General features: G+C 55.2%; 8 protein-coding genes. 5 read left to right on the forward strand and 3 right to left on the reverse strand.

Going from position 1 to position 12,906, the window contains the following annotated elements:
• Positions 1-55: 55 nt before the first annotated feature.
• The 4 genes from MJ923_RS01470 (at position 56) to MJ923_RS01485 (ending at position 7,269) form a co-directional block, all read left to right on the forward strand.
• Positions 56-3,736 carry an ATP-binding protein gene (locus MJ923_RS01470; protein ID WP_240589600.1) on the forward strand — a complete coding sequence of 1,227 codons (3,681 nt, stop codon included), beginning with the start codon at positions 56-58 and terminating at the stop codon, positions 3,734-3,736.
• Positions 3,736-4,401, forward strand: a complete 666-nt coding sequence (locus tag MJ923_RS01475; protein WP_240589601.1) for a hypothetical protein — start codon at positions 3,736-3,738, stop codon at positions 4,399-4,401. Before MJ923_RS01470 ends, MJ923_RS01475 begins: the two co-directional genes overlap by 1 nt.
• A complete protein-coding gene (locus MJ923_RS01480; RefSeq protein WP_240589602.1) occupies positions 4,398-5,618 on the forward strand; it encodes a phosphoenolpyruvate carboxylase in 1,221 nt (406 codons plus the stop codon). The genes MJ923_RS01475 and MJ923_RS01480 overlap by 4 nt, the downstream gene beginning before the upstream one ends.
• Positions 5,619-6,024: 406 nt before the next feature.
• On the forward strand, positions 6,025-7,269 hold the full coding sequence (locus MJ923_RS01485; RefSeq protein WP_126165765.1) for a dicarboxylate/amino acid:cation symporter: 1,245 nt from the start codon (positions 6,025-6,027) through the stop codon (positions 7,267-7,269).
• Between the two features lie 143 nt (positions 7,270-7,412).
• Here the strand turns inward: MJ923_RS01485 and ppa are convergent, their stop codons facing one another.
• Both ppa and MJ923_RS01495 read right to left on the reverse strand, forming a co-directional pair.
• Positions 7,413-7,946: an inorganic diphosphatase gene (ppa, locus tag MJ923_RS01490; RefSeq protein WP_126165766.1), complete on the reverse strand. Its 534-nt coding sequence runs from the start codon at positions 7,944-7,946 to the stop codon at positions 7,413-7,415.
• 123 nt (positions 7,947-8,069) lie between these two features.
• Positions 8,070-9,032: a class 1 fructose-bisphosphatase gene (locus MJ923_RS01495; RefSeq protein WP_240589603.1), complete on the reverse strand. Its 963-nt coding sequence runs from the start codon at positions 9,030-9,032 to the stop codon at positions 8,070-8,072.
• Positions 9,033-9,260: 228 nt separating this feature from the next.
• On the opposite strand from MJ923_RS01495, the gene MJ923_RS01500 reads away from it, so the two are divergent.
• Complete coding sequence (locus tag MJ923_RS01500) at positions 9,261-11,468, forward strand: S9 family peptidase (protein ID WP_420854414.1); 2,208 nt, start codon at positions 9,261-9,263, stop codon at positions 11,466-11,468.
• A 171-nt stretch (positions 11,469-11,639) separates the two neighbouring features.
• Here MJ923_RS01500 and arcA read toward each other — a convergent pair whose 3' ends face one another.
• Positions 11,640-12,356, reverse strand: a complete 717-nt coding sequence (gene arcA, locus MJ923_RS01505) for a two-component system response regulator ArcA (RefSeq protein WP_240589605.1) — start codon at positions 12,354-12,356, stop codon at positions 11,640-11,642.
• Between the last annotated feature and the right edge of the window lie 550 nt (positions 12,357-12,906).

Below are 12,906 nucleotides of genomic sequence, written 5' to 3' on the forward strand. Positions count from 1 at the left end.
TCGTGATCCCGACCTCTTGCCGCCAGATTGCGGCCGCTTTGCTTTAAGGATAAAGATGTCTAGCTTGCAACGAATCGTGCTTATCGACACCCACTTGCCTGGGGTGGTCGAGCTGGCCCTCGACGGCCATACCAATATCTGTGGTACCAATGCCTCGGGCAAGACCACACTGCAGCGACTGGTGCCTGTGTTTTATGGCGAATACCCAAGCCGGGTGGTGCCCTCCACCCGCGACAGTTTTGAGCGCTGGTACCTGCCCCACGACAGCAGCTATATCATTTACGAATATCGCCGCGGCGACGGCATGCTGTATCAGGCGGTATTAAGCTCCAACGGCGATGGCAAAGGTATCAGTTACCGCTTTATCGCCAAGGGCTTCGAGCTGGACGACTATGTGAAGGCCCGTAACGGCGATGCTCTGGTGTGTCACACCGCCGCCGAGCTTGGCCGTGAAATGAAACGTGCCGGCATTGCCCACACCAATCTGCTCAATACCCGCGAATACCGCGCCATTATTCAAAACGATCGCACTCTGCTGTCGAGCGGCACCAACAGGGTTGAGCTTAGAAGCTATGCCCGCCAGTTTGCCCTGTGCGACGCCGAGCACACCTTAAGACACATCGAAAAACTCGCCAAAGCGGTGCACTCCAAAGAAGGCAAGATGGAAACGGTGAAGTCCATGATTGCCGCCATTCTGGAAGAAGATGGCGTAAATCCGCCGACCTCGCGCATCAATCCACAGCAGGTGGAAAACTGGATCCGCGAGTGCCAACTTATTGCCGGATTTGAAGAAATTCGTCCAGAGTTCGACAAGCTGGAGCAGGAGTTCAATCAACTGCTGTCTGCCGAGCTGCGTCTGGCCGGGCTGCACAAGGGCTATAAGGATGATGAAGTGCTGGAGGCCGAGCGGCTGGAGCGCTGTCAGACCGCCTCCAAGGAATACAACTTCCGCCTGCGCCAGCTCGATGATGAGTGGAAGGAAAAGCGCGACGAGCTGAACCAGGAAATCTCCGCCGCCCGTGGTGATGTCAGCAAGTTCGAGCACGAACTTGAGGTGATTGAAGATCAGCACGGCGCCTTCCTCGATGCCGACATCGAAACCGCCAAGGGCGATCTCGAGCAGCTGCCGCTGTGGCGCACCGACCTTGAAAACTTAAGCGAGCGCCATAAGCTGCTCACCGACAAACATCAGGACGTAGAGGCTGCCTATAACGCCCGCCGCTCCAAGATTGTTGAGCAGTTAAACCGCGACCTGGAAGTGCTGGATCAGGATCTGGATAAGCAGCGCGACGCCCGTGAGCGTCAGGCCGCAGCTGCCCGCAGCGATCTTGAGAAACTCGAGCAGTTCTGGCGCGATCAGCTGGAAGCAGGCAAGAACCGTTTCCGTGAAGAAGAATATGAGCTGAAGCTCGCCGCTTCTGAAGAAAAGCTGCGCCAGGATGCGGTGACCTACACCGAAGAGGAAAAGCTCAATCTGGCGGTGTTCGATGAGCGCATTGAACGTGCCGACGAAGAGCAGGAAGCCAGCAACGCCAACGTGGAGCGTCTGGCGCTGGAAGAGCGTCGTCTGCGTTCCCGCCGCGATCAGGCCAGCGAAGCCCTGCGTCTGGCCAGCATCCGTGTCAGCGAGCGCCAGAATGCGCTGGACGAGCTCAAGACCATGCTCTTTCCTCAGTCGCACACCCTGCTGGAGTTTCTGCGTAAAGAAGCCCCCGGCTGGGAAGAGCACCTGGGTAAGGTGATTGCCCCGGAGCTGTTGCATCGCACCGATCTGCATCCCTTTAACGCTAACAGTGGCGCTGATGGCAATAGCCTGTTCGGCATAGGGCTGGACTTAAAGGCGCTGGATATTCCCGAATATGCCCAGAGTGAGCAGGAACTCAGAAGCCGTCTTGCCAAGGCAGAAGAAGCTCTGGGCAGTGCCCGCGAAGTGCAGGAAGCCGCCGAAGAGCAGCTGGTGACAATCAACGGCGAGCTGGAAAAGCTCTCCCGCGAACTCACCTTTGCCCGCACCGCCTTTAAAAATGCCCGTGAAGACCTGCGCCGTTTATTCGATGAAAAGCGCGCCGAGCAGGACAGGGTCAACAAGGCTCTGGCCGAGCGTAAGCAACTGGCCGGTAAGCGTTTGGTGACCATTGAGCATCAGCTTAAGCAGCTTGGCCGCGACCATCAGGACTGGCTGGAGGAGACCAAGGAAGAGTCCCTCGAAGCGCGGATGGAGAAGAATGCCTACTGGCAGGAAGTGGTGGGCGCACTGGATGCCCAGATTGCTTCGGTCAAGACAGGTATCGAGAGCCGCCGCGCCAACGCCAAGGCCGAAACCAAGGCCTGTGAGCAGTGGTACAAAAACGAGCTTAAGTCCCGCGGTGTGGACGAAGACAAGATTGTGGGTCTCAAGGCCGATATCCGCACTCTTGAGCGCAAGATTGCCGATGCCGAAGGCCGCCGCGCTGACGTACTGCGCTACGAAGACTGGTATCAGCATACCTGGCTTAGCCGCAAGCCACGGCTCGCCGAGGAGCTGGCCAAGGTGCGCCGCGCTCAATCGGAGCTGGAGCAGCAGCTCGCCCGACTGTCTGCTGAGGTGAAAACCCAGCGCAGCGAACTGGAGTCGGGCCGCAAGACCTCCGATGCCGCCCAGGTGGAAGCCTCGGAAAACCTCACCAAGCTGCGCTCATTACTGCGTAAACTGGCCGACCTTAAGCTGGCGCCTACCGACGATGAGGCCCAGGGCAGCATAGGCGAGCGACTGCGTCAGGGTGAAGAGTTGCTGCTTAAACGCGACTATCTGGTGGGCTCGGTGAAACAGTATGTAGAGCACTTCGATACCGTGATTGCCGCCAAGTCGGGCTCTGGCCTTGCCGAAACCTGGGAGCGAGCCCGGGAAGAGGCCACCTCTATTAACGACAAGGGCATCCGTATTCTGGATTACCGTAAGCTGGTGCCAAGTCTGGAGCAACTTTTGAACGTGATGGTGCCCCAGTCGATTATGGCGCTGCGGGAGCAGGGCAGGATCTTCGGGGTGGATCTCACTGCCTTCTACGACGTGCTGGCGGATATCGACCGCCGTATCGCATCCCAAAGTGCCCGCATCACCCGTGAAGTGGGCGAGGAACTGTTCCTCGACGGGGTGTCTGAATCTGCGGTGCGCATTCGCTCGCGGATCAGCGAGCTTGAGTTCTGGCCTGAGCTTGAAGTGTTTGTGGCCGCCTTCCGCCGCTGGAAGAGCGATGGCTTTGCCGGTTTGCCGGACGAGCATTACACCAACAGTATGCGCCGGGCGCTGGATATCATCGGCAAGGCGGCGCTCAGTGGCGGTATCGCCAAGCTGCTGGAAATCGAGCTGCGTCTGCGTGAAGGCAACTCGGATCTGATTATTCGCACCGACCGTCAGCTGAATGAATCCTCAAGCCACGGTATGGCATACCTGATTTTGTGTAAGTTCCTGCTGGCCTTTACCCGCCTGCTGCGGGGCTCGGCCCAGGTGACAGTGCACTGGCCCATCGACGAGCTGGGTACCTTGCACCACAACAACGTGAAGAAGATTTTCGATGCCTGCGAGAACAACAATATCTCGGTGCTGGGGGCCTTCCCGAACCCTGAGTCTGAGGTGCTGAGCCTGTTTAAAAACCGCTATATCATCAACAAGCAAACCCGCAAGCTTCAGGTGGTGAAGCCAAAGAGCAACCCCATCGCCGATAAGCTGGCCAGCCGTATTTCCAGGGAGGCGGTGTAATGTCTGAGGCAAACTTTTCAGGAACTGGTGCAGGTCTTGTGGGTCATGGCGCCCTGATCGAACGGCTGCTGCGGGGCGAGTTTATTTGCCGCGTGACTGACGAAGACGGCTGGCGTGCGCTCAAGTCGCCTGCCGTGCGTGAGCGTATCGAAACCTACCTCAACCAAATCAACCGCACTGTTGCCAGCGCCGGCGAGGGCGAGGTGTTTTTCTGCGGTTATGCCCAGTTGGGTGAGGCAGAGCGCAAGGTGATTTCCAGCCAGTTCAAGGATATCTGCCAGGCGCTCATTCCGCTGGTGGAGTGGCTGGTGTTGGTGCAGGAGGCCTCCGGCCAGGATGCGCCCCTCACCGAAGGCGCACCAGTGCGTTTGACTGAACTCCAGGGCCGTATCGAAGAGACCCCGGCGTTTCGCGAGCAGCTTGGCAAACTCAGCCAGTACCGGCTGTTTGGCTCCACTTCAAGTAACGTAGATGCCCAGCTTAAGCTGGTGTTCAAGCGTCTGGTGGAGCTTGGCTTCCTGACCCGCCCCAACGTGGAAAAACAAATCTACATCGCCACGGGTAAGCTTGATTATCTCTATGAAGTGATTCGCTTTATCGATGAAACCGAAGGCCTGAACCTGGAAGCGCAGGCCGAAACCGCCACCCAGAGGGAGCTGATATGAGCAGCAACCTGCACCAGTCCGGGGTGCGGCTGCTGAGGATGCTTGGCCGCCACGCCGAGACTGTGATGGATGTGTACCTGAGCGGCGCCGTGGACGAGGCCAACGCCGATGCCGGTGTGCTGAAAAAGCTCACCGAGGCGGGCATTCTGTGGCGCCCAGAGGAAGACGAGGGCCTAAGGCTGACCCGCAGCGTGCGGGCGCTGCTCGAAGAGGGGCTTAAAGATGAGCGCAATCGTCAGATCAATGCCAACGTAGGCTCGGCGCTTGCCACCATCAAGACCTTGGCCGACCACTACAAGGAGGCGCGCAGCCACTCTGACTACAGCGCCGCCGAGGCGTATCTGGCCGACCTCAGTGAGCATGTGTACGCCTTTACCGAAAACCTTCGTTATTCCATCCGTGTGCTGTGGGGGCGGATTAACAACGAATTCGGTTATGTCGGTACCATCAGCGCCAAAATCCGTGAGAACGAACTGGCCCAGAGCCAGGTGTCTGAGCTGTTGAACGGCCTGGAGCTGTTTCAGTTCAGCGAACTTGGGGAAATCGCCTCTGATATCCGTGAGCTTCGAAAACTGCTGGTAACCACCCTGCAGGAGACCCTGAGTGACTGTACTCAGGAGCTCAGCGTGGTGCAGGCGAGGCTCCTTGAACTGCTTGGTCGCTTCCGCCAAATTCAGGGCCGTACCAGGCTGCTCAGGGGCTGGCTTCTGTACACAGATATGCACCCTGACTACGAGCCGATGGATCATGTGGCTCACCGCAAGGTGCCCATGCTGTTTAACCGCGCCGAGGCCATGCTGGCCGATGCCCATGTGGATGTGCATAACCAGAGCCAGGAGCAGGAGCTGATGGAAATGGTGGCGCGCATCAAATCCATCAGTCGCCTCGATCTAAAGCCTGTAACCAAGGCGGCAGAAACCAGCGTGGTGCTGAGTGCGGCGGAAGACTTCGATATTCCGGAAAATCCGCTCAAGCAGGATGTGGAAGACTACTTTGTGGCGGTAATAGATTCGGGCAAGCGCCAGTCGGCGCTGGAATACCTGCAGGAAAAAGCCTTGCCATGGGATTCAGAAAGCTGGATTTATCAGGTGATTGGCGGCTTTGAGGGCCTGAGCGAAGAGCATAAATCCTTCTTCGAACTGGAGCCTTTAGGTGAGCCTCATCCTGTGTATACCGGCAACTTCATTATCCGCGACGTGGAGCTGTGGCTCAGTTAATCCCCTTGTTCTGCCAAGGCCACCTCAGGGTGGCCTTTTTATTGGCTGTAACATGGCGTGCTGGGCTGGTGGTGGCGGTGGATGCAGAGAATTACTTAGTTGCGCGGGTTCGGCCTGGTTATATCGACTGCAATACTTAATGTTTTTGGCTTTATCCACTGGCTGTTTTTAAGTGGTTGTTTTGGAAGTGTTTGCCATTGGTAAAATTGGCTGCGTCTGTGTAAAGGCAGAAATTTCTGCACTTGAGTGATAACTGTTAAATTTCAGCAGGTTATGTTCAGCTTGTTATAGGGTTGCAGGATTGTGTCCATACATTTTCGTTGAAATTGCCGCTGGCATGTTTCACTATCCGGGAGCGAACGGGGCAGCAGACCCCAGACACAATAACAACACAGGCATGCAATCTATGTTCAAATCTCTGTCGGCCAGGATCTTCCTTGGCCTCGCTATCGGACTCCTGTCCGGCACTCTGGTGCAGTATGTGCTGCACGATATCAATTTCTTCTCCGGCACCCTGGTCGAAATCGCCTCGGGCCTTGGCACCATGTTCGTCAACATGATCATGATGCTGGTGGTGCCACTGGTGTTTGTCAGCATCGTTTGCGGCGTGTGTGAGCTTAAAGATCTCTCAAGCTTCGGCCGCCTCGGTGGCAAGACCTTTGGTTTTTACATCATCAATACCCTGGTGGCTATATTCGCGGCCCTGACGGTTGCGCTGTTGCTGGAACCCGGCAAGGGCGTGGACATGACCGGCGGCGGAGAGCTGGCCATTACCGCCACAGAACTGCCGAGCCTGATGGCGCTGGTGGTGGACATAGTGCCCCGCAATCCGGTGGCGGCCTTTATGTCGGGTAATATGCTGCAGGTGATTTTTATGGCTTTGCTGCTTGGCGGCGTTATCAAGTCGCTGGGTGAGCATGTAGCCGGCGCCGTATCGGCGTTCCAAACCGCCAATAAAATCATGATGAAGCTGATTTCGGTGGTGATGCATCTGGCGCCCATTGGTGTTGGCGCACTGATGTTTAAACTGGGCGCTACCCTGGAAGCCGGGGTGTTTCTCAGTGTGATGGAATATCTGGTGCTTATTCTTGGCTTGCTGCTGCTGTGGATTTTCGTGGTCTACCCTTATGCGGTGCAGCTGTTCACTCCGGTGAAAGCCAGCGTGTTTCGTGAGAAAACCCAGGAGCAAATCCTGTTTTCCCTCTCTACCGCCAGCTCCAATGCCACCATTCCGGTGACCATGCGAACCCTCACCGAAAAGCTCAAGGTGAACCGCGCCGTGGCCGGTTTTGGGGTGCCGCTGGGCGCCACCATGAACATGGGCGGCGTGTCCATCTATATCACAGTGGCCATTTTCTTTATCGCCAACGCCTTTGGCATGCCTATTACCATGGAGCAGTTGCCAGCGCTGGTATTCAGTATCTTCCTGCTTTCTGTGGGCGCCGGTGGCGTACCTGGCGGCGGCATGGTGATGATTGGCGTGCTTATCCACCAGATGGGCTTGCCGGTGGAAGCCTTTGCGCTGGTGGCCGCGCTGGATAGGCTTATCGATATGGTACTGACTTCCTGTAACGTGGTGGGCGACACCGCGGTGCTGACGATTGTCGATCAGACCGAGCGCCCCCATCAGGTTGCCAGTGATGATGACTGAGCCGGTATAAGGCAATAATACCTGACCAAAAAGCCGCCTAAGGGCGGCTTTTTACTGTGAGTATGCCGCACGTTACCAGGCGGCAGGCACAAGAAAGCCGACCCTGAGGTCGGCTCTTACGCAATGTGTCGCAAACAGGCCGATTAGGCTTGCTTGTTGTAGCGCTCGGCGCTGGTGAGGATTTCTTCGCGGGCAGCAGCGGCGTCTTCCCAGCTTTCAACCTTCACCCACTTGCCAACTTCCAGATCCTTGTAGTGTTCGAAGAACTGTTTGATCTGGGCTTTCAGCAGAGCTGGCAGGTCGTTCACGTCCTGAATGTGGCCGTATTCTTTGGACACTTTCTCGTGAGGAACGGCAACCACTTTGGCGTCTTCACCTGACTCGTCGGTCATTTTCAGCACGCCAACAGGGCGACAACGGATCACGCTGCCAGGCTGCAGTGGGTATTGGGTAGGTACCAGCACGTCAACTGGGTCACCGTCCAGGCTCAGAGTCTGGTTTACATAACCGTAGTTGCAAGGATAGAACATAGGAGCAGTCATGATGCGGTCAACAAACAGGGCGCCGCTGTCCTTGTCCACTTCGTACTTGATAGGATCGTGGTTCTGTGGGATCTCGATGATTACATAGATATCATCTGGCAGGGATTTGCCCGCTGGCACTGCATTCAAGCTCATTTGCATATCCTTTAACGGTATTTGAAATCAGATTTCAGAAAATCGGTTGGCGCGTATTATAGCGCGATTTGGCGGCTTGCCAATCAAAGGCCGCCGCCATTGCACTAAAGACTAACTTGCACCTTATTTGTGGTAACCGAGACAGGCATCAACCTCGTTGGCCGAGCCTAAAATTACCGCCACGCGCTGGTGAATTTCGCTTGGCGCTATATCCAGAATGGTCTCATAGCCTGTGCTGGCTTTGCCGCCCGCCTGCTCAACCAAGAATGCCATGGGGTTGGCTTCGTACATCAGGCGCAGTTTGAACGGCTTTTTCGGGTCCTTGGTGTCGGTGGGGTAGGTGAACAGGCCGCCGCGGCAGAGCACCCTGTGCACATCGCCCACCATGGCTGCAATCCAGCGCATGTTGAAGTTCTTGCCGCGCGGGCCTTCTTTGCCCTGAATCAGGTCGGCAATATAGGCCTGCATGCCGGGCTCCCAGAAGCGCTGGTTGGACATATTGATGGCGAACTCGCCGGTGTCTTTACTTATTTGCACCCCATCTACAGTCAGCAGATAGTCGTCGCTGACCGGGTCGAGGGTAAAGAGCTGCACGCCCTGACCTGTGGTCAGCGCCAGCATGGTGGATGGGCCGTAAAGCACATAACCTGCCGCCACTTGTTTGCGACCTGATTGCAGGAAGCTTTGCTCGCTTACATCACCGCTTGGGGCTGGCAGCACCGAGAAAATGGTGCCCACCAGTGAGTTGATGTCGATATTGGATGAACCATCCAGTGGGTCGAAGCACACCAGAAACTGGCCGTCGTTAGCCAGGGGCACTATCTCATCTTCTTCTTCAGAGGCCAGCGCCTTCACCGAACCCTGGGCAGCCAATGCGTCTTTCAGCATGTCGTTGGTGATAACGTCGAGCTTTTTCTGATCTTCACCCTGCACGTTTTCGGTGCCGGCTACACCCAGCACACCGGCAAGAGCGCCACGACGGACTGCCTGGCTGATGTCTTTGGAGCTGTTGGCCAGCACGGTTAACAGGCTGGCAAGTTCCTCACTGATAGCGCTTTGTTTGAGGGATTGGGACAGGGTCTGCATCTTGTGTCCTTCTGATTAGACAAATTTGTGGGAGGTCTTTGGAATAATTCTGGCGCTAATGATACCCGAGATTGGTGATATTTTCAGTGGCTTTGCCATCGGCGATTACTTTGGCAGCGGCTAAGTTTTCGGGCAGAATGGTTGGCTTACAGTTGATAACTGCTTTGACATACACCTCACGAACCACACATGGAAAAAACAATGATTAAAAAAATCGTGGCTTCATTGATGTTGGCGGGCGTAGCAGCCTCCATCCAGGCGGCGCCCGCCTTTCCGGGCGCAGGGACTGAACCTCTGGCAATCGAGCGCATGTATGCTTCTCCAGCATTGGCGGGCAGCAGCCCACGTGGGCTGGCGCTTTCTCCCGATGGCAGCAAGGTCACCTTTTTGAAGGGCCGCGCCGACAATCAACACTTTTATGATTTGTGGCAGATGGACGTGTCGAGCGGCAAGGTAAGCCTGCTGCTGGATGCCGACAAACTGGCGGGCGGCGAGCTTTCCGATGAAGAAAAGGCCCGCCGCGAACGCCAGCGCATTTATGGCCAGGGCATTATGGAATACTTTTGGGCCAAAGATGGCGAGGCGCTGCTGATCCCGGCCGCCGGGCAGCTGTATTACTTTACCCCCAAGAGCGGCGATGTGCGTCTGCTTGCCACAGGTGAAGGTTTTGCCACCGACGCCAAGCTGTCGCCCAAGGGCAACTATGTCTCCTTTATCAAGGAGCAAAACCTCTATGTGTATGAGCTGGCAGCCAATAAACTCACACAGCTCACCAAAGACGGTGGTGGCGCCATCAAAAACGGCATGGCCGAATTTGTGGCTCAGGAAGAAATGGATCGCATGACCGGTTACTGGTGGTCGCCTGACGAAGCGCGTATTGCCTTTACCCGTATCGATGAGTCACCGGTGGAGCTGGTGACCCGCAATGAAATTTATGCCGACGGCATTAAGCTTACCGAGCAGCGCTATCCCTATGCCGGCAAGGCCAACGTGGAAATCGCCCTTGGCATTGTTGCCCTGGGTGATGGCAAGGCCGATTGGGTGGATCTGGGCAAAGAGAAAGACATTTACCTGCCGCGGGTTAAGTGGCTGCCAAACAGCACTGAACTCAGCTTTCAATGGCAAAGCCGTGATCAGCAGACTCTGGAGCTGCGTAAAGTGGCGGTTGCAAACCCCGGCAAGACAGAGCTGCTGGTAAAAGAAACCAGTAAGGCCTGGGTGAACCTCAATAACGACCTGCGCTTTTTAAAGGATAGCGGCGATTTCCTCTGGACCTCAGAGCGTGATGGTTACAGCCATATTTACCTGTTCGATGCCAGGGGCAAGGTGAAGCGTCAGCTGACCAAGGGCGACTGGACTGTCGATGGTATTGCCTATGTTGATGAAAAGGCAGGCCTTGTGTATTTCAGCGGCCGCAAGGACAAGGTTACCGAGCGTCATCTGTACCGGGTGAGCCTCAAGGGCGGCGAGATTGAACGGCTCTCAACCGAAGCCGGTATGCACGGCACAGTGTTTGCTGAAAACAGCCCTGTGTATCTGGATTACTTCAACAGCCTGTCGCAGCCGCCTCAGGTGAGTTTGCATGACTCGGCCGGTAAGCATTTGGCCTGGGTGGAAGAAAACGCCGTCAAAGTTGGTCATCCATTGCATCCCTTTGCCGGTCTGTGGCAGCTGCCCGAGTTTGGCACTCTGAAGGCCGATGATGGTCAGGCACTGCATTACCGCCTGTTCAAGCCGGTGAATTTCGATGCCGCCAAAAAGTATCCCGTGGTGGTGCGGGTTTACGGCGGCCCCCACGCGCAGCTCGTCACCAACAGCTGGAGCGAGCAGGATTACTTTACCCAGTATCTGCTGCAACAGGATTATCTGGTGTTTCAACTGGATAACCGCGGCTCGGCGCACCGCGGCACCAAGTTCGAGTATGTCATTTACCAAAACCTTGGTGATGCCGAGGTGCGCGATCAGATGGCCGGGGTGGATTACCTGCGCACGCTGCCTTTTGTGGCAGGGGATAAGGTGGCCATTTACGGTCACAGCTATGGCGGGTACATGGCGCTGATGAGTCTCTTTAAGGCGCCAAGCCACTTTAAAGCGGCCATTTCGGGGGCCCCTGTGACCGACTGGCGCCTGTATGATACCCATTACACCGAGCGCTATATGGGTCATCCGGACCGCAACGCTAAGGGTTACGATAAGGCGAGCGTGTTTCCCCATGTGGGCGGCTATCAGGGCGGGCTTTTGATGTACCACGGTATGGCCGACGATAACGTGCTGTTTGAAAACTCGACCCGGGTTTACAAGGCGCTGCAGGACGAAGGCAAGCTGTTCCGTATGGTGGATTACCCGGGCTCCAAGCACTCGATGCGCGGTGAGAAGGTGCGTACCCACCTGTATCGCACCCTGGCAGATTTCCTCGACAGCGAGCTTAAGCGCTGAGCAAACACTGAGCTCCAACCCTAATAGAAAGGCCTGTCATCGACAGGCTTTTTTGTACGGCGTTTTTTGCTTTGCGAGCATGTGCCGGAGCAGCGCAGAGGCTTGTATCTTTCGGAAAATAGAATAAAAAAAGCCAATCCGAAGATTGGCTTTTTAAAGAGAGGTTAACCCTTATTCGTCCAGGTTACCGCAGAAGCGATAGCCTTCACCGTGGATGGTGGCAATGATTTCTGGCGTGTCCGGCTGGCTTTCGAAGTGCTTACGGATACGACGGATTGTCACGTCTACGGTACGGTCATGTGGCTTGAGTTCGCGGCCGGTCATCTTCATCAGCAGATCGGCGCGGCTCAAAATTTTGCCAGGGTTTTCGACGAAGTGCAGCATGGCACGGAACTCACTGCGAGGCAGCTTGTAAGATTCGCCGGATGGGCTGACCAGAGAGCGGCTGTTGATTTCCAGGCTCCAGCCATTGAAACGATAAACCTCGACGGCGGCCTTTTCTTCAACTTCAGTGCCAGTGCTGTTTACGCGAGTCAGCAGGTTACGGGCACGAATAGTCAGCTCACGTGGGTTGAACGGCTTGGTAATATAATCGTCCGCGCCAATTTCAAGACCCAGGATTTTGTCGACTTCGTTGTCACGACCGGTTAGGAAGATAAGGCCGATGTTGTTGATTTCACGCAGTTCGCGTGCCAGCAACAGACCGTTTTTACCTGGCAGGTTGATATCCATCACTACCAGGTTGATCTTGTTTTCCTGCAAGGCTTTATGCATTTCTGCGCCATCGTTGGCTTCAGTTACCACATATCCTTCGGCCTCAAAAATACTCCTTAAGGTATTACGGGTAACGGCTTCGTCTTCTACGATCAGAATGTGCGGGTTTTGCATAATTAAGTACCTAAATTTAAAACAAATTCTGTGCTAACCGGATGTGCCGGTCGACTGTCGGACAGGGCCTGCTTGCTAGCTGGGCAGGGCCTGAAAAACCTGTGTGGTAAAGAGACAGCGCCTGATAGCCGGCACACTCTACGATTAGTCCAATAGTTGCCCCACATTGGGGAACGCGAACTGTACTTACTTTGATAAACAATGCCTTGCTAAAGTTCCTCAGACACCCGTTTTTTGCAAAGTATAAATGTTAAATTGAATATGGATCACATTTCGTACAGTTGATTAGCCAAGTCACTGACATCAGCGGAAAATTTGTAACAGTCTGTATCAAATGAACGGCTGGATGGGTGGAAGGCTAACGGGGCCAATTGTACTCGTTTTAGGCATTTGTTAACAATTGAAATGTTAACAAATCCAGCCGAAAGGCCGATTAATTATGATTAATTTTCTCTAAGTCGATGAAATGTAAGGTGATGGGTGTTTTTGTAAATGAGATCTGCCTCACATGACTAGGCAGCGTAAAAGAGTCTGCTAAACTGTATCGGGT

The organism is Shewanella zhuhaiensis, from assembly GCF_022484835.1.
Taxonomy (GTDB): domain Bacteria; phylum Pseudomonadota; class Gammaproteobacteria; order Enterobacterales; family Shewanellaceae; genus Shewanella; species Shewanella khirikhana.

Coding starts and splice junctions, on each gene's coding strand:
- MJ923_RS01470 (WP_240589600.1), top strand. CDS start 56: ATGTCTAGCTTGCAACGAATCGTGCTTATCGACACCCACTTGCCTGGG.
- MJ923_RS01475 (WP_240589601.1), top strand. CDS start 3,736: ATGTCTGAGGCAAACTTTTCAGGAACTGGTGCAGGTCTTGTGGGTCAT.
- MJ923_RS01480 (WP_240589602.1), top strand. CDS start 4,398: ATGAGCAGCAACCTGCACCAGTCCGGGGTGCGGCTGCTGAGGATGCTT.
- MJ923_RS01485 (WP_126165765.1), top strand. CDS start 6,025: ATGTTCAAATCTCTGTCGGCCAGGATCTTCCTTGGCCTCGCTATCGGA.
- ppa (WP_126165766.1), bottom strand. CDS start 7,946: ATGAGCTTGAATGCAGTGCCAGCGGGCAAATCCCTGCCAGATGATATC.
- MJ923_RS01495 (WP_240589603.1), bottom strand. CDS start 9,032: ATGCAGACCCTGTCCCAATCCCTCAAACAAAGCGCTATCAGTGAGGAA.
- MJ923_RS01500 (WP_420854414.1), top strand. CDS start 9,261: ATGTTGGCGGGCGTAGCAGCCTCCATCCAGGCGGCGCCCGCCTTTCCG.
- arcA (WP_240589605.1), bottom strand. CDS start 12,356: ATGCAAAACCCGCACATTCTGATCGTAGAAGACGAAGCCGTTACCCGT.